The 22,508-nt window shown below is 69.1% G+C and carries 21 protein-coding genes; 10 read left to right on the forward strand and 11 right to left on the reverse strand.

What is annotated here, in order from left to right:
- Positions 1 to 65 precede the first annotated feature (65 nt).
- A complete protein-coding gene (locus tag KIH31_RS02180; RefSeq protein WP_214425407.1) occupies positions 66 to 410 on the forward strand; it encodes a UPF0758 domain-containing protein in 345 nt (114 codons plus the stop codon).
- On the opposite strand, the gene KIH31_RS02185 is transcribed toward KIH31_RS02180, so the two are convergent.
- The 4 genes from KIH31_RS02185 to dnaK form a co-directional block, all read right to left on the reverse strand.
- Entirely contained in the window at positions 391 to 816 is a 426-nt protein-coding gene (locus KIH31_RS02185; RefSeq protein ID WP_214425408.1) for a heat shock protein transcriptional repressor HspR, read from the reverse strand. The two genes, KIH31_RS02180 and KIH31_RS02185, sit on opposite strands and share 20 nt — an antisense overlap.
- Positions 817 to 856: 40 nt before the next feature.
- On the reverse strand, positions 857 to 1,834 hold the full coding sequence (locus KIH31_RS02190; protein WP_214425409.1) for a DnaJ C-terminal domain-containing protein: 978 nt from the start codon (positions 1,832 to 1,834) through the stop codon (positions 857 to 859).
- 78 nt (positions 1,835 to 1,912) lie between these two features.
- Positions 1,913 to 2,566, reverse strand: coding sequence for a nucleotide exchange factor GrpE (locus KIH31_RS02195; RefSeq protein ID WP_214425410.1), 654 nt, complete (start codon positions 2,564 to 2,566; stop codon positions 1,913 to 1,915).
- Positions 2,567 to 2,571: 5 nt separating this feature from the next.
- Entirely contained in the window at positions 2,572 to 4,437 is a 1,866-nt protein-coding gene (gene dnaK, locus KIH31_RS02200; RefSeq protein WP_214425411.1) for a molecular chaperone DnaK, read from the reverse strand.
- A 219-nt stretch (positions 4,438 to 4,656) separates the two neighbouring features.
- Between dnaK and KIH31_RS02205 the strand changes: the two genes are divergently transcribed.
- The 4 genes from KIH31_RS02205 (at position 4,657) to KIH31_RS02220 (ending at position 8,060) form a co-directional block, all read left to right on the forward strand.
- On the forward strand, positions 4,657 to 5,472 hold the full coding sequence (locus tag KIH31_RS02205) for a class I SAM-dependent methyltransferase (protein ID WP_214425412.1): 816 nt from the start codon (positions 4,657 to 4,659) through the stop codon (positions 5,470 to 5,472).
- A gap of 15 nt (positions 5,473 to 5,487) precedes the next feature.
- Entirely contained in the window at positions 5,488 to 6,990 is a 1,503-nt protein-coding gene (locus KIH31_RS02210) for an amidohydrolase (RefSeq protein WP_214425413.1), read from the forward strand.
- A 78-nt stretch (positions 6,991 to 7,068) separates the two neighbouring features.
- The gene (locus KIH31_RS02215) at positions 7,069 to 7,413 is read left to right on the forward strand and encodes a cupin domain-containing protein (protein WP_214425414.1); all 345 of its coding nucleotides are present in this window, start codon (positions 7,069 to 7,071) and stop codon (positions 7,411 to 7,413) included.
- Between the two features lie 26 nt (positions 7,414 to 7,439).
- A complete protein-coding gene (locus tag KIH31_RS02220) occupies positions 7,440 to 8,060 on the forward strand; it encodes a LysE family transporter (protein WP_214425415.1) in 621 nt (206 codons plus the stop codon).
- Positions 8,061 to 8,087: 27 nt separating this feature from the next.
- On the opposite strand, the gene KIH31_RS02225 is transcribed toward KIH31_RS02220, so the two are convergent.
- Entirely contained in the window at positions 8,088 to 9,299 is a 1,212-nt protein-coding gene (locus KIH31_RS02225) for an MFS transporter (protein WP_214425416.1), read from the reverse strand.
- A 141-nt stretch (positions 9,300 to 9,440) separates the two neighbouring features.
- On the opposite strand from KIH31_RS02225, the gene KIH31_RS02230 reads away from it, so the two are divergent.
- Complete coding sequence (locus KIH31_RS02230; protein WP_214425417.1) at positions 9,441 to 9,950, forward strand: low molecular weight protein-tyrosine-phosphatase; 510 nt, start codon at positions 9,441 to 9,443, stop codon at positions 9,948 to 9,950.
- On the forward strand, positions 9,937 to 12,009 hold the full coding sequence (pabB, locus tag KIH31_RS02235; RefSeq protein WP_214425418.1) for an aminodeoxychorismate synthase component I: 2,073 nt from the start codon (positions 9,937 to 9,939) through the stop codon (positions 12,007 to 12,009). The genes KIH31_RS02230 and pabB overlap by 14 nt, the downstream gene beginning before the upstream one ends.
- Before the next feature lie 25 nt (positions 12,010 to 12,034).
- On the opposite strand, the gene cls is transcribed toward pabB, so the two are convergent.
- From cls to KIH31_RS02255, 4 genes are all read right to left on the reverse strand, one after another.
- Positions 12,035 to 13,510 carry a cardiolipin synthase gene (gene cls, locus KIH31_RS02240; protein ID WP_374224835.1) on the reverse strand — a complete coding sequence of 492 codons (1,476 nt, stop codon included), beginning with the start codon at positions 13,508 to 13,510 and terminating at the stop codon, positions 12,035 to 12,037.
- A gap of 209 nt (positions 13,511 to 13,719) precedes the next feature.
- Positions 13,720 to 14,667, reverse strand: coding sequence for a DMT family transporter (locus KIH31_RS02245; RefSeq protein WP_214425419.1), 948 nt, complete (start codon positions 14,665 to 14,667; stop codon positions 13,720 to 13,722).
- 1 nt (position 14,668) lies between these two features.
- Entirely contained in the window at positions 14,669 to 15,511 is an 843-nt protein-coding gene (locus KIH31_RS02250; RefSeq protein WP_214425420.1) for a PhzF family phenazine biosynthesis protein, read from the reverse strand.
- Between the two features lie 145 nt (positions 15,512 to 15,656).
- A complete protein-coding gene (locus KIH31_RS02255; protein WP_214425421.1) occupies positions 15,657 to 18,236 on the reverse strand; it encodes an ATP-dependent Clp protease ATP-binding subunit in 2,580 nt (859 codons plus the stop codon).
- Positions 18,237 to 18,334: 98 nt separating this feature from the next.
- On the opposite strand from KIH31_RS02255, the gene KIH31_RS02260 reads away from it, so the two are divergent.
- On the forward strand, positions 18,335 to 19,231 hold the full coding sequence (locus KIH31_RS02260) for an aminodeoxychorismate lyase (RefSeq protein ID WP_214425422.1): 897 nt from the start codon (positions 18,335 to 18,337) through the stop codon (positions 19,229 to 19,231).
- Here the strand turns inward: KIH31_RS02260 and KIH31_RS02265 are convergent.
- Together KIH31_RS02265 and KIH31_RS02270 are read right to left on the reverse strand one after the other, a co-directional pair.
- A complete protein-coding gene (locus KIH31_RS02265) occupies positions 19,228 to 20,298 on the reverse strand; it encodes a putative sulfate exporter family transporter (protein WP_307857504.1) in 1,071 nt (356 codons plus the stop codon). The two genes, KIH31_RS02260 and KIH31_RS02265, sit on opposite strands and share 4 nt — an antisense overlap.
- 67 nt (positions 20,299 to 20,365) lie before the next feature.
- Complete coding sequence (locus tag KIH31_RS02270; protein WP_307857505.1) at positions 20,366 to 20,953, reverse strand: GNAT family protein; 588 nt, start codon at positions 20,951 to 20,953, stop codon at positions 20,366 to 20,368.
- Positions 20,954 to 21,042: 89 nt separating this feature from the next.
- Here KIH31_RS02270 and KIH31_RS02275 point away from each other — a divergent pair, with 89 nt between their 5' ends.
- Both KIH31_RS02275 and KIH31_RS02280 read left to right on the forward strand, forming a co-directional pair.
- A complete protein-coding gene (locus KIH31_RS02275) occupies positions 21,043 to 22,059 on the forward strand; it encodes an App1 family protein (protein WP_374224836.1) in 1,017 nt (338 codons plus the stop codon).
- A 138-nt stretch (positions 22,060 to 22,197) separates the two neighbouring features.
- Positions 22,198 to 22,467 (forward strand): GlsB/YeaQ/YmgE family stress response membrane protein, encoded by a 270-nt coding sequence (locus KIH31_RS02280; RefSeq protein ID WP_214425425.1) that lies wholly within the window; start codon positions 22,198 to 22,200, stop codon positions 22,465 to 22,467.
- Positions 22,468 to 22,508: the final 41 nt, after the last annotated feature.

Consider the following 22,508-nt stretch of genomic DNA (forward strand, 5'->3'; position numbering starts at 1 on the left):
TGCAGGGTGTCCACATAGCAGCGGCAGCGGGGACGGTGGCCACGGCAGCAGGCCTAGCGTGAGGCATGACTTCCTTTCCCGTCATCTCCGACCTGCCTCCCGAGCAGCGGCCCCGCGAGCGTCTCTTTGCCCTGGGCCCGCGCCGGCTGCGCCACGCGGAGGTCCTCGCGGTGGTGATCGGCTCGGGCACCCAGGGTGTGGGCAGCCTGGAGCTGGCCGACCGCCTGCTGCGGCATGTGGGCGGGGTGCGCGGGTTCGCTGCGGCCACCGCCGCACAGCTCCAGGAGGTCGACGGGGTGGGACCGGCCCTCGCCGCCCGCATCGCGGCGGGACTTGAGCTCGGCCGGCGCAGCACGGCGGCGGTGCATCACCCCGCGGAGCAGGACGCGCCTAAGGCTTCCAAATCATGAGGGCCTGCGAGCGCGGGCGCGGACGCTGGCCCCGGGCGAGCGAGACCACGTCGCCGGCCAGACCCGCGGCGAACACCCGGCTGTCCCCGCGCTGGGCGGCCTGCTGGGCCCGCAGCGCCACCACTTCCTCGCCCAGCTCCCGGACCCGGGACCGCAGCGCATCCACCTGGTTCTCCAGTTCGAGGATCCGCTTGATCCCTTCGAGCGAAACGCCTTCCTGGGACAGCCGCTGGACCTCGCGCAGCATGTCCACGTCCCGCTGTGAATAGCGGCGGGACCGGCCCGGCGCGCGGCTGGGTGAGACCAGTCCGAGGCGGTCATACTGGCGCAAGGTCTGCGGGTGCATCTCCGCCAGCTCCGCCGCGACGGAGATCACGAAGAGTGGTGCGTTGGCGTCCAGCGCCATGGCGTCTCCTTTCACGTGGGTCGGGCGGCCCGGGTGCGGGCTAGAGCCTGGCCTTGGCGGCCAGCTGGGCGCGGGGGTCCTCGTGGGCGGTCGCCTCGGCAAAGGCACGGACGGCTTCCTCGGCCTTGCCCGTGAGCTTCTGCGGCACGACGACGTCGATGGTCACCAGCAGGTCTCCGGAACCCTTGCTCGTCGTCACGCCCCTGCCCTTGACGCGCAGCGTGCGCCCGGACGGGGTTCCCGCGGGGACCCGCACTTTGACGGAGTCGCCGCTGAGCGTGGGGACCTGGATGTCTGCGCCCAGGGCGGCCTCAGGGAAGGTGACCGGAACGTGGACCCGGATGTTCTCGCCGTCGCGGGTGAAGAAGTCGTGCGGCCGGACGTGGACCGTGACCATCAGGTCCCCCGCACCGGCGGGCCCCGGCTGGCCTTTGCCTCGCATGCGGACTTTCTGTCCGTCCTTGATGCCGGCCGGGATGCGGACCTCAATTACGTTGCCGGTCGACGGCTCGCGCAGGTTCACCGACGTCCCGTTGATCGAGCCCGCGAAGGAAATGGTCGTGGTCGCGGTGCGGTCCGCGCCCTTCTGGGGCGGCGGCTGGTACCCGCCGAAACCGCCCCCGCCGCCGAACAGGTCGGCAAATTCGGGCGGGATGCCGCCGGCAGTGCTGAAGCCGCCGGAGTGCCGGCCGCGGCCGCCGTTGAACAGGCCGCCGAAGAGGTCCTCGAAGCCGGCCTGGCCGCCGGGAGCACCGGCGCCGCCCGCGCTGAAGCGGGCTCCCCCGCCCATGGCCTTGATGGCGTCGTACTGCTGGCGTTCTTCGTGGTCCGAGAGCACCGAATAGGCTTCGGTGATTTCCTTGAACGCCTTTTCGGCGGAGGCGTCATTCTGGTTCTGGTCCGGGTGGTACTTGCGCGCCAGCTTCCGGTAGGCCTTCTTGATGTCCGCTTCCGATGCGTCCTTGGACACCCCAAGGATCTTGTAGAAGTCCTTGTCGATCCAGTCCTGACTTGCCATAACGCCTCCTTTCTACGAAGTTTATTGCCGGAACGGGCTCAGCACCCCGCCGCCGGGCGGGGTGCTGAGCGGTGTCGCCTATTCGGGGACGGCGACGATCACCTGCGCCGCGCGCAGCACCCTGCTGCCGGACTTGTAGCCGGCGCGCAGGATCTGGCTGACCGAGTCAACCTCGACGTCGCTGCTGGGCTGCTGGATGAGCGCCTCGTGGATCGTCGGGTCGAACTCGACTCCGGTCTCGTCAATGCGCGTCAGCCCGTAGGTCTTCAACGCATTCTCGAGCTTGGTGGCGATGGCCGCGAACGGACCCTCGGTGAGGTCGCCGTGCTGGCGGGCCGCGTCGATGTCGTCCAGCACCGGCAGCAGCGAGTTCACCACGCCGATGACGGCCATTTCGCCCGCCACCGCTCGGTCGCGTTCAACGCGCTTGCGGTAGTTGACGTACTCCGCGTGAAGGCGGAGCAGGTCGTTCTTCAACTCGGCCGCCTCGCTGGTGGAAGCCTCGGCAGTTGCCGCTTCCGGAACGGGGACCTCCGCGTTGTTCAGGATTTCCTCCGCCTGGGAGAGCGCGTCGCCCTCGGGCGAGGAGGTGTTGGCCTCCCCGCCCTCGGCGGCCGCCGGCTGCTCCTGCTCGTGCCGTGCCTGCCCGGTCGTCGGATCCACCTTGCGCTTGTCCCGGATGATCGGCTCGCCGTTCCGGGGCTCGGACTGGGATTCGTCTTCGTTGGCCATGGCTGCTACTTCTTCGGCTCGTCTTCGTCAACGATTTCGGCGTCGACGATGTCTTCCTCCGGCGCACCGGACGCTGCCTGCTCGCCGGCCGCACCGGGGGCGGCGCCCTCGGCACCGGACTGGGACTGGGCGTAGATGGCCTCGCCGAGCTTCTGCTGGGACGTCTGCAGCTTCTCGAAGGCGGTCTTCACCGCGGCGTCGTCGGTTCCCTCGAGGGCGGACTTGAGGGCGTCGACGTCGGCCTTGACCTCGGTCTTGACTTCCTCCGGCAGCTTCTCGTCGTTGTCTGCCAGCAGCTTGCCGACGTTGTAGGCGAGCTGCTCGGCGGAGTTGCGGGTGTCGGCGGCCTCGCGGCGTGCCTTGTCCTCAGAGGCGTGCTCCTCGGCCTCGCGCACCATCCGGTCAATGTCCTCCTTGGAGAGGGCGGTGCCGCCGGTGATGGTCATCGACTGCTCGGTGCCGGTGCCCTTATCCTTCGCGGAGACGTGCACGATGCCGTTGGCGTCGATGTCGAAGGTCACCTCCACCTGGGGGACGCCGCGCGGGGCCGGGGCGATGCCCGTCAGCTCGAACGTGCCCAGCGGCTTGTTGTCCCGGGTGAACTCGCGCTCGCCCTGGAAGACCTGGATGGCCACGGACGGCTGGTTGTCATCCGCCGTGGTGAAGGTCTCGGACCGCTTGGTGGGGATGGCGGTGTTGCGCTCGATGAGCTTGGTCATCACGCCGCCCTTGGTCTCGATGCCCAGCGACAGCGGGGTGACGTCGATGAGCAGGACGTCCTTGCGCTCGCCCTTCAGCACGCCGGCCTGCAGTGCGGCGCCGACGGCGACGACCTCGTCCGGGTTCACGCCCTTGTTGGGCTCCTTGCCGCCGGCCAGTTCCTTCACCAGCTCGGAGACGGCAGGCATACGGGTCGAGCCGCCGACGAGCACGATGTGGTCGATGTCGGAGACCTTGATGCCTGCCTCGGCGATCACGTCGTGGAACGGCTTCTTGGTGCGGTCCAGCAGGTCCTTGGTCAGTTCCTGGAACTTCGCACGGGAGAGGTGCTCGTCCAGGTGAACCGGACCGTCCGGGGTCACGGAGAGGTACTGCAGGGAGATGTTGGTGCTGGAAGCCGAGGAGAGTTCCTTCTTGGCCTGCTCGGCGGCCTCACGCAGACGCTGCAAAGCGATGCGGTCCTTGGACAGGTCCACGCCCTTGGACTTGGTCTGCTGCAGCAGGTAGTCCACCACCCGCTGGTCCCAGTCGTCGCCGCCGAGGCGGTTGTCGCCGGCGGTGGCGCGCACCTGGATGGTGGAGAAGTTGTCCTCATCCTTGCCGACTTCGAGCAGGGACACGTCGAAGGTGCCGCCGCCGAGGTCGAAGACCAGGATGAGTTCGTCTTCCTTGCCCTTGTCCAAGCCGTAGGCCAGTGCGGCGGCGGTGGGCTCGTTGACGATGCGCAGCACGTTCAGGCCGGAAATTTCACCGGCCTCCTTGGTGGCCTGGCGCTCGGCGTCGTTGAAGTAGGCCGGAACGGTGATGACCGCATCCGTGACCTTCTCACCCAGGTAGCTCTCGGCATCGTGCTTAAGCTTCTGCAGGATGCGGGCGGAGATTTCCTGCGCGGTGTACTTCTTGTCATCGATCGCGATGCTCCAGTCAGTGCCCATGTGGCGCTTGACCGAGGAGATGGTGCGCTCGATGTTGTTGACCGCCTGGCGCTTGGCGATCTCGCCGACGAGGACTTCGCCGGTCTTGGAGAACGCGACGACGGACGGCGTGGTGCGGCCGCCTTCGGCGTTGGCGATGACGGTGGGCTCGCCGCCTTCGAGCACGGACACCACGGAGTTGGTGGTTCCGAGGTCAATACCTACTGCACGTGACATATTGCTTCCTTCTTTCCGGGAAACGGGATCCTTGCTCTGTCCAGCAACGCCGTCCAGCTGTGCCGGATTGAGCGTTCTGCACTCAACTTTACCCGCACCCCGGACGATGTCAAGCCAAAGTTGAGTGGACCAGACTCAACTTACTGATAGAGCCGGCCGATTCCCGGTGAACCGGCGTTGTGGGTTCCTGCGGTTACGCCCAGGGCGTACGCTCCCCCTATGTCGGAGCCGAACACTGAAGACGTTTACACCCACGGCCACCATGAAAGCGTGGTCCGCGCCCATGCCTCCCGCACCGCGGCGAGTTCCGCGAGCTACCTCGTCCCGCAGCTGCGCCCCGGACTTTCCGTACTCGACGTCGGCAGCGGCCCGGGAACCATCACGGCCGACTTCGCCGCACTGGTCGCCCCCGGCCCCGTCATCGGGCTGGACCGCTCCGCCGACGTCGTCGCCCAGGCGCGCGATCTCGCTGCCGAGCGGGGGCTGGAAAACCTGAGCTTCCGCACCGGGAACATTTACGATCTCGACTTCCCCGATGACGAGTTCGACGTCGTCCACGCCCACCAGGTGATGCAGCACCTGACGGATCCGGTGGAGGCGCTGCGCGAGATGCGCCGGGTCGCCAAGCCCGGCGGGATCGTCGCCGTCCGCGACGCCGACTTCCACGGCATGAGCTGGTTCCCGGCGGTCGCGGAGCTGGACGAGTGGATGGACCTCTACCAGCGGCTGGCCCGCGGCAACGGCGCAGAACCCGACGCCGGCCGGCGGCTGGTCTCGTGGGCGCTCGCGGCGGGATTCACAGACGTCGAACCGTCCTCGGCGAACTGGCTCTACGCCACGCCGGAGCAGCGTGACTGGCAGGCGGGTGTCTGGAGCGAACGCGTGCTGCATTCGGCGTTCGCGGAACAGGCGCTGGAGCGGCAGCTGGCGGACCGGGCCGCGCTGGAGCGGATCGCAGCCGGCTGGCGGCGCTGGGCGGCGGCGCCCGACGGGTGGTTCCTGATCCCCAACGGGGAGATCCTCGCCCGCGCCTGACGGTAGCCTCATCGCATGCCCCCCATCGCAACCGGCGGCCCGAGGCCGGACCTTGTGCTCACCTCTGCGCGCCAGCCCGGCGACACAGAGCTCTCCACCGTGCACCTCAGCGGTGGCCTCATCACCCGCATCGGCGCCGCCAGCGATCGTCCCGCGGGCGTGGCGGCGGTGGATCTCGGGGGCCGGTTCGTCATCCCGGGACTGTGGGACGAGCACGTGCACATGACGCAGTGGGCCCTGGGAACACAGCGCATCGACCTCTCCGGAGCGGCCTCCGCCGCCGCCGCGGCCGGGCTCGTCCGTTCGGGCCTGGAGCAGGCGGACAGGTCCGTGACCGCCGTGGGTGTCGGCTTCCGGGATGCCACCTGGCCCGACGAGCCCAGCGTGGAACTCCTGGACGAGGCAACCAGCGGGCATCCGACGGCCCTGATCAGCCACGACCTGCACTGCGTGTGGCTGAACAGCGCGGCCGCGCTCCGCTACGGCGTACCGTTGGACCGCTCGGGACTGCTCCGGGAGGAGGCCGCCTTCGCCCTGACCCGGGAGCTGGGACGGCTTCCCGACGACGTCGTGGACGGCTGGGTCAGGCAAGCCGGCGTGCGGGCCGCCGCACAGGGCGTCGTCGGCGTCGTCGATTTCGAGATGGCCTGGAACCGGGACCCGTGGCTGCGGCGTATCGCAGGCGGCTTCGGCTCGGTACGGGTGGAGGCAGGGGTCTATTCGCAGGATCTCGACCGGGCCCGCCGCGAGGGACTCTCGACCGGCTTGCCCCTCCCCGGAGGTGCGGGCCTGCTGCGGACCGGGCCGCTCAAGGTGCTGATCGACGGCTCCCTCAACACGCGCACGGCGTACTGCGTCGACCCCTACCCGCACGGCGGACACGGCCTGCTCACGGTGAGCGAAGAGGACCTGCTGGCCCTGCTGAAGGAGGCTGCGGCGGCGGATTTCCTGCCCGCGGTGCACGCGATCGGGGACGCGGCCAATGCGGTGGCGCTCGATGCTTTTGCCGCCGCGGGTATCAGCGGCCGGATCGAGCACGCCCAATTCGTCCGGCAAGAGGATTTCGCGCGCTTCGGCACGCTGGGCCTGACCGCGAGCGTGCAGCCGGCCCATGCGCTCGACGACCGCGACACCGCGGACGCCAACTGGGCCGGCCGGACCGGCCGTGCCTTCCCGCTCCGGTCGCTGCTGGACGGCGGCGCCGTCCTCGCCCTCGGTTCCGACGCCCCCGTCGCCAGGCTGGACCCCTGGCTGGCGATGTCGGCAGCCACCACCCGCTCGGGCCCGGACGGGCGGGAACCGTGGCATCCGGAACAGGCCCTCACCCGGAGCGAAGCGCTGGCGGCCTCGAGCCGCGGCAGCGGCCGGCTGCGGCCCGGCAGCCCCGCGGATCTGGCCGTGCTGGACGTGGACCCGCTCACCGCGCCGGATGACGTGTTTGGAGCGATGCCGGTGGCCGCCACGCTCGTCGCCGGCGTCTTCCGGCACCGCGACAGCGCCCTGGCAGGTCTTTCCTAAGTTTTCGCCCCAGGGGCTGTTGGGCAGCTCGCACCCGGTGTTAAGTTCCTCTGCAACAGGCTGACGAGGAGGAGCAGCATGAGCAACGATCAAACGGCCCCGGAGACCAAGGGCGTCTCCGTGGAGCTGCTCTCAACAGTGGACCTTGCCGGTGAAATCGAGGGGCTGGCGGGGCACCAGCTTCGCATGCGCATGGTGACCCTGGAACCGGGCGGCGTTTTCGGCCCGCTGCATGACCACAAAAGCCGGCCCGGCACGGTGTACATCGTGCAGGGGACAATCACCGACCACCGGGACGGGACCGCCACCGATTACGGCCCTGGGCCGGGCTGGCCGGAGGACCGGAACACGCTCCATTGGCTCGAGAACCGGGGGACCGTACCGGCGGTGGAGATTTCGGTCGACATCGTCAGCACGGAGTGAGCCGCCGCGCTGGCTAGGATGATCGGGTGGAATTCTCGCTTTGGCTGGCGCTCGTCGGCGCCGGTTGCCTCATCAGCCTCACCCCCGGCGCCGGTGCCGTCAACACGATGAACAACGCACTGAACACCGGCTTCCGCCGCGCCATCTGGGGCATCCTGGGCCAGCAGCTGGCATTGGTGGTGCACGTCGTGATCGTCGCGGCGGGCGTGGGCCTGCTGGTGGCCGGCTCGCCGTTGGCGTTCGCCGTCATCCGCTACGCGGGTGCTGCGTACCTGGTTTACCTCGGGGTCCGGAAGTTCCTGGCCCGGCCTGAGCTTGACGAAGGGCAGGCCGCGGCACTGCGGGGCGAAGGTGCCTGGTCGATGTTCCGCCGCGGGCTGTGGGTGAACCTGCTCAACCCGAAGGCGATTGTGTTCTTCCTGGCCTTCATGCCCCAGTTCATCCGGCCCTCCTTGCCGCTGCTGCCCCAGTACGCGGTGCTGACCGCAACGATTGTCGGCATCGACATCCTCATCATGTGGTTCTTCTTCGCCGCTGCCGCCCGCCAGTTCCGCAGGGTCACGGCCAGCGAGCGCGGGCAGGTCACCCTCAACCGCGTCTTCGGAGGGTTGTTCGTGGGGGTCGGCGCGCTGCTCGCCTTGGCGTAAGTGGCCCGCGCCGTAAGTGGCCGGCGCCTAGGCGGAACGCGAGCGGCGGGCGTGCACCGCGTCCACCGTGATGCTCAGCGCCAGCCCCGCGGCCAGGAAGCCGATCTCGACAACCGGCAGCACCCCGATGCCGGCCCGGTCCAGCAGCACCCCGCCCAGGACGGCGCCGCCGCCGATGCCCACATTGAACGCGGTGGTCTGCAGCGCCGCCGCCAGGTTCCGCAACCGGTAGGAAGCGGTGCGCAGCATTCGGGTCTGCAGCATGGCGGGAACGCCGCCGAAGGCCACACCCCAGATGACGAACGCCGTCACGACGACCACGGAGTTCGCGGAGACCAGGGACAGCGCCAGCACGGACGCCATCACAACCAGCACCGCCGCGGCGAAGCCGCGCTTCGGGAACCGGTCCGCCGCGAACCCTGCCAGCACCAGCCCGACGGCCCCGGCTCCGCCGAAGAGGAACAGCAGGAAAGCGATCGACGTCGGCTCGAAGTGGGCCTGCTGGATGAGCCACGGCGCGATGTAGGTGTAGAAGGTGTTCTGCCCGGTGATCAGGATAACGATGACGGCGCAGACCACCACCACCCAGGCCAGGTTGCGGTCCTTGTGCAGCGGCAGCGGAATCTCGCCGGTGGAGAGCGTGACCTGGTGATTGACGGGAGGCAGGAACTTTACGACGACGACGGCCAGGACCAGGACGACGACGCCGATCACCGTGAACGCCGTCCGCCAGCCGAGGGAGTGCCCCAGCGCCGTGCCCGCGGGCACGCCGAGCACGAAGGCCGCCGAGCCCCCGCCGGCGGTGATGGCAACGGCCCTGCCCAGCTGCTGCTTCGGCACGAGATGGGCGGAGTAGGCCGCGACGACGGCCCAGAACAGACCGTGCGCGAGCCCGCCCAGGATGCGGGCGCCGACGAGGAACTCGTAGCTCGGGGCGAGGGCGGCCAGCACGTTGGCGAAAGCGATGATGAGCAGCACCACCACGATCAGGGCCTTGCGGGAGTACCGACGGGTGAGCGCCGCGAGCGGAGTCGTCGCCACGACCACGGTGCCCGCGAAGATCGTCACCAGCAGGCCCGCGGTGGAAAGCCCGACCCCCAGCTCGTGCGCCATATCCGGCAGCAGGCCGGTGGGCAGGAATTCGCTGGTGACGGAGACGAAGATCGCCCCGGCCAGGGAGAGCAGGCCAATCCAGGGGAACGACGGGGACGCGGACGTTCCGGGCACAGGCGTGGACACAGGCGGAGACCAATCTGACGGGCGGGAGGAGGGACGCAGCAGAGCGCGGGCGGAGCGGGCCATGCGCGGCCGGACAGCTTCCCCGTCATTCTACCGAGCGGCTCCCTGCCTCGGCCGGCGGCGCGTGGCTAGACTGAACGCATGGCCGCTGCGTACCGCATCATGACCGTTTGTACCGGAAATATCTGCCGCTCGCCGATGGCGGCGCTGATGCTCACCGAGGCGGTCCGCGAAGCCGGGCTCGACGCGGAGGTGGCCGTCGACTCCTCGGCCACGAGCCACTGGGAGATCGGCAACCCGATCGACAAACGCGCCGCCGCCAAGCTGCGCCGCCACGACATCGACAGTTCCTCGCACACCGCGCGGCAGTTTGAACTCGCCTGGTTCAGCGAGCGGGACCTGATCCTGGCGCTCGATGTCGACCACTACGAACACCTGCTCGGCCTCGCCCCGGATGAGACGTCGCGGTCCAAGGTCCGGATGCTGCGCGAGTTCGATCCGGCCGCGGCCGGGAAGCCTGCCCGTGAGCTGGGAATCTACGATCCCTGGTTCGGCGACGAGGACGACTTCGACGCAACCTGGGACCTGATCCTCCCGGCCATCCCGGGAATCATCGACCACGCCCGCAAGGCCCTGCGTGCCAGCCGCTAACGGCGGCCCGGGCCGGCCGGTGATCATCGCCGTCGACGGCCGCTCGGGTTCGGGCAAGACGACCCTCGCCGTCGAACTGGCCGCCCGCCTGCGCGAGCACCGCTCGGTGTCCGTGTTCCATCTGGAGGACATCTATCCCGGGTGGAACGGGCTCGAGGCCGGCGTGGAACGCTATGTCAGCACGGCCCTGGCACCGCTGAGCCAGGGCCTGGCAGCCGAATGGCTTGCCTGGGACTGGTCCCTGAGCCACGACGGCGAGCGCCGCACCACCCGGCCGGCCGACGTCGTCGTCGTCGAAGGGGTCGGTGCCGGCGCGCGGGCCGCCCGGGAGCTGTTGGACGCTGTCATTTGGCTCGACGCCGCGGAGGATGAACGCAAGCACCGGGCCCTCGACCGCGACGGGGACACGTTCGCCCCGCACTGGGACGAGTGGGCCTGGCAGGAAGCGCAGTGGCTGGCCGCCGACGACGTCGCCGCTGCCGCCGATGTGACCGTCAGCTCCGGCGCCGACGCCGGAAATCCCGAGCAGGTACTCCGGGCGCTCGCCTCGCTTCCCCAGCTGGAACTGCTCCTTGCGCCCGAGCGCACGGCCAACAGGGCGGTGTCCCTGCAGGTGGAGCGCGTGGATGCGTACCCGGCCGCCGAGGAGCTCTTCCGGGCCCTGTACGGCGGCTCGGAGCACGCCGCGTGGCTCGACAGCTCGGACGCGGACCACCCGGGCACGCCGGGAGTCCGAGGGGAGGACGCGCGCAACCGTTTCAGCATCCTGGCCGACGACGGCGGACAGTTCGGCCGGCGGCTACAGCACCGGGGCGGCCTGTCCGAGCTGCAGTGCGGACCCGCCTGCGCCAGGATCCCGCTGCCGTTCTTCCGCTGGCTGGATTCGGCCTGGGGCCAGCCGGCCTTCGATGCTCCGGACGGGTACCCCTGCGAATTCACCCTCGGCTGGCTCGGCTACCTCGGCTACGAGCTCAAACGCGAGACCGGCGGAGCGGACCTGCCCACGCCCGGAGCCGACGCCGACCTCATCTTCGCCGGGCGCGCGGCCGTGCTGGACCATGCCGAGCGCTGCCTCTACCTGCTCGTGCTGGCGGACGCCTCCGGGAACCTCGACGAGGACGCCGCCGGCTGGCTGCAGCGCGCCCGCACCGCGGCGACGGGGACAGCTGCCGCCGGCGTCGCGCCGGAGGAAACCGGCCCCGCTGTGCCCTCCCAACCGCCGGCATTTACCGTCCGCGACGACGCGGCGCGGTACCAGGAGCGGGTGCGGGAGGCGCAGGAGGAGATTGCGGACGGTAATTCGTACGAGATCTGCCTGACCACGCAGCTGCGTGCCACTGTCCCGCAACCGCTGGACCCCTGGTCCACCTACCTGCGGCTGCGGCGCGGCAACCCCGCGCCGTTTGCTGCCTACCTGCGCTCCGGCGGCCGCACCGTCGCCAGCACCTCGCCCGAGAGGTTCCTGCGGATCGACGGCGAGGGCTTGATGACGGCCGAGCCCATCAAGGGCACCCGGCGCCGGCTGCCGGACCCGGAGGCGGACCGTGCCGCGCGGGAAGAACTGCGCACCTCGGCCAAGGACCGGGCGGAGAACACGATGATCGTTGACCTGCTCCGCAACGACCTGAGCCACTATGCACTCCCCGAGTCCGTGTCCGTCCCCAGGCTGTGCGCTGTCGAGAGCTACGCGGGCGTGCATCAGCTGGTCAGCACCATCCAGGCCACGCTGCGGCCGGGGGCGTCGAGGGCCGAGGCGGTCGCCGCGGCCTTCCCTGCCGGCTCAATGACAGGGGTTCCCAAGATCAGCACCATGGCGATCCTCGACCGGCTCGAGGGGGCGCCCCGCGGCGCCTACTCCGGGGCAATCGGTTACTTCTCGCTCAACGGGGCCACTGATCTGTCCGTCGTGATCAGAACCTTGGTGATGGACGGGACCGCTCTCTCGCTCGGCGTCGGCGGCGCGGTGACCGCGGATTCGGATCCGGCAGCGGAGTGGGACGAGGTGCGGGCCAAAGCCCAGGGGGTGCTTTCGGCGCTGGGAGCCGTGTTCCCGGAGTAGCGCCGGTGCCCGCTCCGGGAGGCCGCTACTGGACGGTCGCTGTGAGCCGCGCGACGTTGTCCACGTAGCGGTGTAGCCGCGGGCGCTGGCGCCACTCGTCGAGGTGCAGCTCGCGGGAACGCGACCGGTACAGGTCCTCCGTTTCGCGCAGCTGGCGCACGATCGGCTCGCCCAGCATCATCATGGAAACCTCGAAGTTGAGCGAGAAGGACCTCATGTCCATGTTGCTCGAGCCGAGCACCGCCACCTCGTTGTCGATCGTGAAGTGCTTGGCGTGCAGCACCATCGGGGCCGGGTAGAGGTAGATGCGGATCCCGGCCGCCATCAGCGCCTCGTAGTAGGAACGCTGCGCGTGGTCGACAAGGAACTGGTCGCCCTTCTCCGACACGAAGAGTTCGACGTCGACGCCGCGCTCTGCCGCCGTCGTGATGGCGTAGAGCAGCGAATCGTCCGGGACGAAGTACGGGCTGCAGATCGAGATGCGTTCGACGGCGGAGTAGATCAGGCTGTTGAACAGGCGCAGGTTGTTCTCCGTCGCGAACCCGGGGCCGCTGGGCACCACCTGGCAGGTCACGTTGCCCGCCTTCGTGCGCCACTGGTCCCCGACCAGCTCCTCCTGGAGTGTCTCGTCGGTTTCCGAGTTCCAGTCCGTGGCGAAGAGCACGTTCAGCGCGGCCACCGCAGGTCCTTCGACCCGGGCCATCATCTCGACCCACTTGCGGCCGACCTTCCGGTGCCGCTTGTTGTTGTAGGAGGGCTCTGTCAGGTTCTGCGACCCGGTGAACGCCACCCGCCCGTCCACGACCAGGATCTTGCGGTGGTTGCGCAGGTCCGGCCGGCGCCACTGCTTGTAGATCGGGCGCACCGGCAGCATCCGGTGCCATTCGATGCCGCTGCTGTTGAGCATGGCGACCAGCTTGCGGTAGCCGGGGATGCGCAACGTGCCGATGTGGTCGAAGAGCAGCCGGACCTTCACGCCTCGGCCCGCTGCCTCGCACAGCGCATCGAAGAAGTCCCGCGTCATGAAGTCGTACGCCATGATGTAGAACTCCACATGGACGTATTTCTCGGCTTCGCGGACGGCCGCCGTCATCGCCTTGATCGATTCTTCGTAGTCGCGGTGGAACTCGACCTTGTTGCCGTCCAGGACGGGCATTGCGCCCAACCTGCGGTTCAGCTCCGTCGCGGAGTGCACCCAGTCGGGCCCGGTGTAGCAGCTGGTTTCGGCAAGATCCTGGGTGTTCGCCATCACCGCCCGGTTGATGGCCTCCTGCTTGTGCTTGCGCCGGCCGGAAAGGCTGAACTTGCCGAACAGCAGGAACAGCGCGAGGCCGAGCAGCGGGATGAAGAAGATGGCCAGCAGCCAGGCCATCGCAGTGGTCGGGCGCCGGTTGCCGGGGACGATGCCCAGGGCGGCCACCCGGATGACCAGGTCCACGACGCCGAGAATGGTCGCGAGCCACGGCGGGGCCCAGCCCAGCCCCTCAATGGGCAAGAACACCTTGTTTGTCCCTCCAGCACGAAAATGATTGCCCCTAAGCGTAGCCGCCGAGGGGCCCGGGCCGAGCGCAGCGAGGTTTGGGAGGCGGCAAGCGGTAGCCGCCGAGGGGCCCGGGCCGAGCGCAGCGAGGTTTGGGAGGCGGCCCGCGGTAGCCGCCGAGGGGCCCGGGCCGAGCGCAGCGAGGTTTGGGAGGCGGCCCGCGGGGAGACCTACGATCGGCGCGGGCGTCGGAAGGATCGCGCATTCGTCACGATCACCCCGCCAATCACGATGGCGCCGCCGATCATCTGGGCTGCCGTGTAGGAGTGGCCGGCGAGGATGGTCAGGATGGCGGTGAAGACCGTGATGAGGTTGAGGAAAACTCCGGCTCCGCCTGCGGGCAGCACCGTCAGGGCCCGGTTCCACAACAGGTAGGACAGCACTGACGGGAAGACGGCAATGAACAGCAGGGAACCGAGGCCGGCATCCGTCGCCGGCAGCGTGGGACCGCCGGTTGCGAAGCTGATGGGTGCCAGGATCGCCACCGCCACCAGTGCCTGGACGGCGGTGGCGGTGATCGGCGGAACCTTCGGTGCGAGCCTCCCGGTGATGGTGTAGGCCGTCCAGACGCAGATCGCTCCCACCATGAGGAGTTCACCAGGGCCGAAACCCGCGCCGAGGAGCTTGGTGATGTTGCCGCCGCTGAGCACGATCAGGACGCCGACAAGGGCGGCGAGCACGCCGGCGATCGATACCGGTGTAAGCCGTTCCCTCAGGAAGACGGCGGCAGCCAACGTGATGAGCGCCGGGTTGAAGGCGTTGATCAGGGACGCATTGAACGGGTCGGTGTGTTCGAGCGCGACGTACAGCAGGAGGTTATAGCCGAGCAGCCCAAAAACGCCGAGCGTGGCCAGCCACGGCAAAGCGGCCAGCACCAGCCGCCAGGATGGCCTTTCCACCAGTTGCGCTATCACCAGCAACGGGACGACGGCGATCGCCCACCGTAGCAGCACCAGGCTCAGCGGGTCGATGCTTTGGACCGCACCGGCCCCGACGACATAATTACCGGCCCAGAACAGCGTTGCGCCCAGCAAGGAGAGGACGGCCACCGCCCGTCGGCGGGCGTGGCTGGAGGGCGACGCCGCTGGTGCGTCCGGTCCCGCCTCAAGGGATGGCATCCTAGAGGACCGCCGTGCCACGGAACAGGGTCGCTGTCGCGCCGCCGACCCACACTCTTCCGTCACGGTCCGCACTGATCGTGATGTCTCCGGCGCGGCCGAGCTTGGCCCCCTGGGAGACCCGGTATCCGCCGGTGACGGCCCCCGAGCCGAGGAGCCACTGCCCAACGGAGGCGTTCATGCTCCCGCACACTGGGTCCTCGGCCACCCCGATAGCGGGGGCGAAAGTGCGCATCTCGAAGGCGTGCTCCGATCCGTCCGGGTATGCGCCGATCGCGCCGACCATCACCGTCGGGATCAATGACAGGTCCGGTTCCAGGTCAAGGACTTCCTCCGCGGTGGCCAGACGTACCACGGCCCATCCAGGTCCGTTGTCCACCCACTGGTGGGAGAGCACCTGGTCGCGGCGGATGCGGAACGCGGCCACGACTTCGTTCAGGAAGCCTTCCTCCAGCTCTCCCGTCCTCCGCAGGAGCGGGGCAGCAAACGAAAAGAGGCCGTCGTGATGTGCCACCTCGATCAAGCCCGCAGCGCACTCCTGCACAATGAGGGACTGATCACGCGGGACGCCGACGTTTTCGACCCAGGCGTGGGCCGAGCCCAGCGTCGGATGCCCGGCGAACGGCAGCTCACCGCCCGGGGTGAAGATCCGCAGCCGGTAGTCAGCCTCCTCCGTGGTGGCGGGAAGCACGAAGGTGGTTTCGGACAGGTTGGTCCACCGGGCCACGCGAAGCATGGCCTCCTCGTCCAGCCCCTCACCGTCAAGAATCACGGCCACCGGGTTGCCTTGGTAGGGGCGGGCGGAGAACACGTCGACTTGGGCGTAGGGCCGCGAACGGGTCACTGGCAAAGCCTTTCATGGCTGGCGAGCAGGTACTGGGCCATTTTAGGGCGGCCGTTCCGCGGCTGGACGCCGACGGCGAGCGGCCCGGCGGGGTCGGCACCAAGGGTGCGTCGTCCGCCGGGCCGCCCGCAGGGTGGCCGGAAGGTTACGCGGCCGCGGGCACCTCTTCGCGGCCGGCTTCCACGATCAGCTCCTGCCCGTGAGCAGTGACGATCACCTGTCCGCCGTCGGCCAGTTTGGACGCAACCAGCAGGTCGGCGATGCGGTCATCCAGCTCACGCTGGATCACCCGGCGCATCGGCCGCGCGCCGTATTCGGGCTCGTACCCGCGCTCGGCAATCCAGTCCACGGCCTCTTCGCTGACCGTGAGCCCGTACCCCTGGGCCTGAAGCCGCGCTTCGGTGTCCGTGAGCATCAGGCGCACGATCCGGCGCAGCTGCGTCCGGTCCAGCTTGCGGAACAGCACGATCTCGTCGATCCGGTTGAGGAATTCCGGCCGCATCGACTCGCGCAGCCTGCCCAGGACGCGGTCGCGCAGGGCCTTTTCGGAGCCGAAGCCGTTGCCGTCCTCGGCCGGGGCGGCGAAACCGGTGGGGCCGGTCTTGCTGGCCAGGAACTCCGAGCCGAGGTTCGACGTCATGATGATGACCGTGTTGCGGAAGTCCACCGTGCGCCCGTGTCCGTCGGTCAGCCGACCGTCGTCGAGCACCTGCAGCAGCAGGTTGAACACGTCCGGGTGGGCCTTCTCGATCTCATCGAGCAGCACAATCGAGTACGGGTTGCGCCGCACCCGCTCGGTCAGCTGGCCCGCCTCGTCGTAACCGACGTAGCCGGGAGGCGCCCCGACGAGCCGGCTGACGGTGTGCCGTTCGCCGAACTCGCTCATGTCGAACCGGACCATGGCGTCTTCGCTGCCGAACAGCGAGTGGGCAAGGGACTTCGCGAGCTCGGTCTTGCCGACGCCGGTGGGGCCGAGGAACAGGAAGCTTCCAATCGGCTTGCCCTCGGCACCCATCCCCGTGCGGTTGCGCCGCACGGCCTTGGCAATCAAGGTCACGGCGTCATCCTGCCCGATGACCCGCTCGTGCAGCTCCTCCTCCAGCCTCGCGAGGCGTTCACGGTCGCCTTCGGTGATCCGGCTGGCCGGAATACCCGTGGCGCGCGAGATGATCTCGGCAATCTCCGCTTCGTCGACGACGTCGGAGACCTCGCTGGAAGCTGCTGAAACATCCGGGCTGCCCGCGGCGTCGATCTTCTCCTTCACGGAGATGATCTCGTCGCGCAGGCGGGACGCTTCCTCGAACCGCTCGGCGGAAACGGCGGCGCTCTTGGCTTCCTCGAGCCCGGCGAGCCGCTCCCGCAGGACGCCGACGTCGTCGCCCGAGCCTCGCTTGAGGTTCAGCCGTGCCCCGGCTTGGTCGATCAGGTCGATCGCCTTGTCTGGAAGGAAGCGGTCCGTCACGTACCTGGCGGAGAGCTCGACGGCGGCCCTGATCGCGCCGTCCGTGTAGCGGACGCCGTGGTGCTCCCCGTACCGCCCGCGCAGTCCTGTCAGGATCTGCACTGCGTCCTCAATGCTCGGCTCCCCGACCTGGACCGGCTGGAACCGCCGCTCGAGGGCAGGGTCCTTTTCGACCTTGCGGTACTCATTCAGGGTCGTGGCGCCCACAACATGCAGTTCACCGCGCGCCAGGCGCGGCTTGAGGATGTTGCCGGCGTCCATGCCGCCTTCTCCGGCACCACCGGCACCGATCACGGTGTGCAGCTCATCGATGAAGAGGATGAACTCGCCCGGGTGGGCGCTGACCTCGTCCATCATGGTGGTCAGGCGTTCCTCGAAGTCGCCGCGGTACCGAGTGCCGGCAAGCATGGCCGGCAGGTCCAGCGAAATGACCCGCTTGCCGCGCAGCTGCTGCGGCACGGAACCGGCCGCGATGGCCTGCGCCAGCCCTTCCACGATCGCGGTCTTGCCCACGCCGGCCTCCCCGATCAGCACCGGGTTGTTCTTGGTTCGGCGGGCCAGGATCTCAATCGCCTGGGCGGTCTCATCGGCCCTCCCGATCACCGGATCGAGCTTGCCGTCCCGGGCGCGGGCCGTCAGGTCGGTGCCGTAGGTATCCAGGGTGGGCGTCTGCGAAGAACCGGATGCTGCCGGCCGGTTCCCGGAGGCCGGGGCAGCCCCCGCCTCACCGGCGCGCGCCTCACGGCCACCTGCCTGGAAGGATTCCGGGGTGACTCCCGCGGCGGCGAGCACCTGCCCGGCCGGGGCTTCCTGGTTGAGCACCAGGGCGAAGAACAGATGCTCGGGATCGATATAGGTGGAGCCGAAAGCCCGTGCCACCTGGTACGCGTCGAGGAGGGCACGCTGCGCGGACTGCGTGAGCGCAGGTGCCGCTTCAGCCGTGCGGCCGGACTTCTCCGGCAGCCGTTCCTCGGCGGCCCTGGCCACTGCTGACGCGTCCGCCCCGGCCCGCTGCACGTAGCCGACGGCGGGTTCCGTTTCCGCCATCACGCGCAGGAGGTGCAGGGCGTCGACGTCGGCATGGCCGTGGTCGACGGCGAACTGCGCTGCGAGCGTGAGCACGTCGTGGGTACGGCGGCTCAGCAGCCGGGTGATGTCCGTGGGGCGCCCGGACCGGGCGGCGCGCTGACCCTGCAGATAGCGCGCAAGGAACTCATCGAACGAACCGCTGCCGGATCCGGCAGGCCCGAAAAATGTAGGCATTAAACCTCCGTAGAAAACTTGAGTGCATCTGACTCAAGTCTTTCGCATGAAGGATTATTCCCCCGAGCGGCGCTGGACCTGCTCACTATGCTGGGGACATGACCGCTGCCTCCCCCGTCCTTGTGTTCCTTGACCCCGCCCATCCGGAAGGCCGGATCGCCGATGCCGGGCAGCCGCAGCTGATGGCGACTGATCTGGGCGCCACCCGCGGAGACGGGGTCTTCGAATCCCTGCTCGCCGTCGACGGGCGCCCGCGCAAGCTGCAGGCACATCTGGACCGGCTGGCGCGCTCGGCCGCGACGATGGAGCTGGACATCCCGCCGGCTGCGGACTGGCGGGCAGCCATCGCCACCGCTGTCGCAGCCCACCCGGCCGCCGAGGAGCTGGTCATCAAGCTGCTGGTGACCCGCGGCGTCGAAGGTGCCGGCCGGCCCACCTGCTGGGTCAGCGCCGCCCTGCCCGGCCCGGCAGGCAGGGTCCAGCGCGAGAACGGCATTGATGTGCTGCTGCTGGACCGCGGCTACGACAGCACCATCGCCGAGCGCGCCCCCTGGCTGCTGATGGGCGCCAAGACCCTCTCCTACGCCGTCAACATGGCCGCCCTGCGCTACGCCCACGAGCACGGCGCCGACGACGTGATCTTCCTCAGCAGCGACGGCAAGGTTCTCGAGGGCCCCACATCAACAGTGCTGCTGGCCCACATAGAGGACGGCGTCAAGCGGCTGATCACTCCGCAACTGGACACGGGGATCCTGCCGGGCACCACGCAGGGGGCCCTGTTCGCCGCGGCCCGCAACGCCGGATGGGAACTCGGCTACGGACCGCTCGAACCCGAGGACCTCCTGGACGCCGACGCGGTCTGGCTCGTTTCCAGCATCCGGCTGCTGGCCCGCGTCAACCACATCGACGGCAAGCCCATCGGCAAGGACCCGGCGCTCGCGCAGGAACTCACCCGTGAACTCGCGGCCATGCTCGCCGAGGAGGACGGGATCTAGGACCCGGACAGTGCCTGCAGGCCGAGGCTCGTCAGCGACACCACCACCCACAGGGCCCCACCGAGCAGCAGCGGCTTCGCCCCTGCCCTGCGGAAGGCCCGAAGGTTGGTCGAGAGCCCCACACCGGCCATGGCCACCGTGATCATGAAGGTTGCGGCCTCCCTGAGCGGACCCTGCACCGGCGCCGGGACCAGGCCTGCGCTGTTCAGTGCAGCGACGACCACGAAGCCGATCAGGAACCACGGCACCAGCCGCAGCAGGCGGGGCTTGCGCGGAGTGTCGGCTGCAGCCGCGCCCTCCCCGACTGCGGCCGCGATCCGGGCGCGCCGGGCCACGAGGACACTCAAGCCCAGGCAGATCGGAATGATCATGAGCGTCCTGACCAGTTTGACGACGACGGCGTAGTTGGCCGCCTCCGGTCCGAAGGTCGTGGCCGCCGCAACAACGGAGGACATGTCGTTCACCGCGGTGCCGGCGAAGAGTCCGAACGCGTGTTGGCTCATTCCGAGCAGATGGCCGAGGAGCGGGAACAGGACGACAGCGGCGACATTGAACAGGAAGATCGTGGAGACCGCATAGGCGACGTCGGCGCCCACGGCCCCGATCACCGGGGTGGCCGCGGCGATCGCGGACGCCCCGCAGATGCCCGTGCCGACGCCGATGAGGGTGCGCAGGTCCCCTGTCACGCCCAGCAGTCGGCCGAGCCAGAAGGCGGCCGCAAGGCAGACCGCCAGGGTGCCCAGCATGACGGGCAGCGATTCAAGCCCCACCTGCGCCACCTGCGGGAGGGAAAGCTGCGAGCCCAGCAGGACGACGGAGAGCTGCAGGACGAAGCGGCCCGCGACGCCGATCCCGGGCAGCAGCCGTCCGCCCGGCTTAAGGAGCGCGGCAAGGAGCACACCGAGCACGATGGCGGCAACCGGGCCGCCGAGGACCGGCACCAGCCGGCCCGCCAACGTAGCAGCAATGGCGATGCCGACGGCGAGCGCGAGTCCCGGCAGGACAGCCGGAAGCCCGCGACCCGGGTTGCCGGCGCCCGTGTGCGCGTCCACAGTCTGAGTCTTCACCCCCATAACGTTGCCTGAGTGAACCATGCGCCGGTAGCCCCTGGTTTTCGAGCAGCCCATATCGAACTTATATGGGCTCGTCCCGCCATTCGGAGGCGAGCGCGGCCATCAGCGTGGCATCCACCCAGCCGTCATCGAACCGGAGCGCCTGGCGCAGCACGCCCTCCGCCACGAAGCCGGCTTTGTCGTAGACGCGGCGTGCACGCGGGTTGAAATCGTAGACCTCCAGGGACACCCGGTTGAGGCCAAGAACCGTGAACGCATGCCGGAGCATGAGCCTGGTCGCATCCGTTCCGAGGCCCTGGTCCCGCCCCGCCCGACCGATCAGGATCCTGAAGTTGCAGCTGCGGTTCCGCCGGTCCCAGTCGTTGAGGACGGCTTCGCCGACGCACTGCCCCGTGCGCCGGCTCACCACGGCCAGGTCCAGCCGGTCCGTCTGGTCGTTACGGCTGAGGTACCACTCCCGCAGCTTCGCCGCATCCGGCGCGGAAGCCTCCGCCTCGGCAGTGCTGTTGTAGCTCCCGGTGAGGCGCCCCACGTCCGGGTCCGAGAGCGCTTCAGTCATTGCGGGAAGGTCGGCGGCCCGGAAGGGGCGCAGCACCACCCTGGCCGAGTGCAGCGTGGGTTTGCGGGAGAAATCCGGGACCTGATCCACAATCTGCATCCTAATCCGCCGCCTCCAGGCGGGGCGCCGTGGGTAAGGTGGGAGCTGCATACCGCCGTCGAGCCCGAGGGAGCAGTTGCGTGCTCAAGCTCATCGCCCGCATTTCCGCCGCCATCCACGGCTTCCGCATGCAGCGGGCGCTCGCGGCCGGTTACGTGCCCACGATCCTCCCCTACCCCGGCTACGGGTCACCCGACACCATCCGGGTACTGGGACGGGTGCTGCTGACCAGGCGCCAGCCCCGGCAGACGGAGGCCGAGGAGGCGCAGGCGGAGCGACAAAGCCTGCGTGGTTGGCGCAGCTTCACCAGCGTCCCGGTCGGCGGAGCCGAGGTGGAGGTGCGCGCCGCCGGCCAGTCCTTCCGGATCCAGGCCGACCAGGGCGGCGTGTTCGACGCCCTGGTGGACGTGCACCTGCCCGCCGGCTGGCACCAGATCCCGCTCTCCACCGGATCCTCGGCGCCAGCGGAGGCACCTGTGCGGGTCGTGGACGGGGCAAGCACGCTGGGGGTGGTCTCGGATATTGACGACACGGTGATGGTGACGGCCCTCCCGCGGCCCTTCCTCGCGGCCTGGAACACCTTCGTGCTCAACGAGCACGCCCGCTCTCCGACCCCCGGAATGGCTGTGCTCATGGAACGCCTCGCGGTGCGGCACCCCGATGCCCCAGTCATCTACCTTTCGACCGGCGCCTGGAATGTCGCGCCCACGCTCACACGGTTCCTCTCCCGCAACCTCTACCCGGCGGGGGCACTCCTGCTGACAGACTGGGGCCCGAGCCGGGAGCGGTGGTTCCGCAGCGGGGTGGAGCATAAGCGGAACAACCTGCTCAGGCTCGCGCACGAGTTCCCCGCCATGCGCTGGATCCTGATCGGCGACGACGGCCAGCACGACGAACAGATCTATGCCGAATTCGCACGCACCCACCCCGAGCGCGTCGCCGCCGTCGCCATCCGGCAGCTCTCGCCAACCGAGGCCGTCCTTGCCGGCGGCCGCTCCGGCGCCTCGGACCGCGACGGCACCGGAGGCGTCCCCTGGGTGTACGCACCCGACGGCGCCGGTCTCTCCACCCAGCTCGAAGCCCTGAAACTGCTTTAATCTACCCGATTACTAAGCTGGCTGATCATTGGTATGCTGGGCGCCTGAACACCCCGAGGGGAGCGCTCGTCGCTGGGGTGTGCACAACGCCCGGGGCTCCCGGCCACGGGCGCTCGCATCAATGAAAGAGGCACCGTTATGGGATTTATCGCTTTTCTGATTCTGGGACTCATCGCCGGCGCCATCGCCAAGCTGATCCTTCCGGGCCGGCAGGGCGGTGGATGGCTGATCACCCTCGTGCTCGGCGTCATCGGCGCTTTCCTGGGCGGATGGATCGGCTCGCTGCTGTTCGGCGGCGGCCTGGCTGACTTCTTCTCGATCCGGACCTGGCTGCTGGCCATCCTCGGCTCGGTCATCGTGCTGCTCGTCTACGGTGCCCTCACCGGACGCAGCCGCCGTCGCGTCTGATCAGACGATCCGGGCGAGGGTCCCTGCTGCCACGGGCGGCG

This window comes from Paenarthrobacter sp. DKR-5 (genome assembly GCF_018531425.1).
Lineage (GTDB): Bacteria > Actinomycetota > Actinomycetes > Actinomycetales > Micrococcaceae > DKR-5.

What these genes read in the sequence shown, in the direction of transcription:
- KIH31_RS02210 (WP_214425413.1), top strand. Translation starts at nt 5,488, where the DNA reads ATGCCCCCCATCGCAACCGGCGGCCCGAGGCCGGACCTTGTGCTCACC.
- KIH31_RS02205 (WP_214425412.1), top strand. Translation starts at nt 4,657, where the DNA reads ATGTCGGAGCCGAACACTGAAGACGTTTACACCCACGGCCACCATGAA.
- KIH31_RS02280 (WP_214425425.1), top strand. Translation starts at nt 22,198, where the DNA reads ATGGGATTTATCGCTTTTCTGATTCTGGGACTCATCGCCGGCGCCATC.
- KIH31_RS02255 (WP_214425421.1), bottom strand. Translation starts at nt 18,236, where the DNA reads ATGCCTACATTTTTCGGGCCTGCCGGATCCGGCAGCGGTTCGTTCGAT.
- KIH31_RS02180 (WP_214425407.1), top strand. Translation starts at nt 66, where the DNA reads ATGACTTCCTTTCCCGTCATCTCCGACCTGCCTCCCGAGCAGCGGCCC.
- KIH31_RS02245 (WP_214425419.1), bottom strand. Translation starts at nt 14,667, where the DNA reads ATGCCATCCCTTGAGGCGGGACCGGACGCACCAGCGGCGTCGCCCTCC.
- KIH31_RS02185 (WP_214425408.1), bottom strand. Translation starts at nt 816, where the DNA reads ATGGCGCTGGACGCCAACGCACCACTCTTCGTGATCTCCGTCGCGGCG.
- KIH31_RS02215 (WP_214425414.1), top strand. Translation starts at nt 7,069, where the DNA reads ATGAGCAACGATCAAACGGCCCCGGAGACCAAGGGCGTCTCCGTGGAG.
- KIH31_RS02195 (WP_214425410.1), bottom strand. Translation starts at nt 2,566, where the DNA reads ATGGCCAACGAAGACGAATCCCAGTCCGAGCCCCGGAACGGCGAGCCG.
- dnaK (WP_214425411.1), bottom strand. Translation starts at nt 4,437, where the DNA reads ATGTCACGTGCAGTAGGTATTGACCTCGGAACCACCAACTCCGTGGTG.
- KIH31_RS02190 (WP_214425409.1), bottom strand. Translation starts at nt 1,834, where the DNA reads ATGGCAAGTCAGGACTGGATCGACAAGGACTTCTACAAGATCCTTGGG.
- KIH31_RS02230 (WP_214425417.1), top strand. Translation starts at nt 9,441, where the DNA reads ATGGCCGCTGCGTACCGCATCATGACCGTTTGTACCGGAAATATCTGC.
- KIH31_RS02260 (WP_214425422.1), top strand. Translation starts at nt 18,335, where the DNA reads ATGACCGCTGCCTCCCCCGTCCTTGTGTTCCTTGACCCCGCCCATCCG.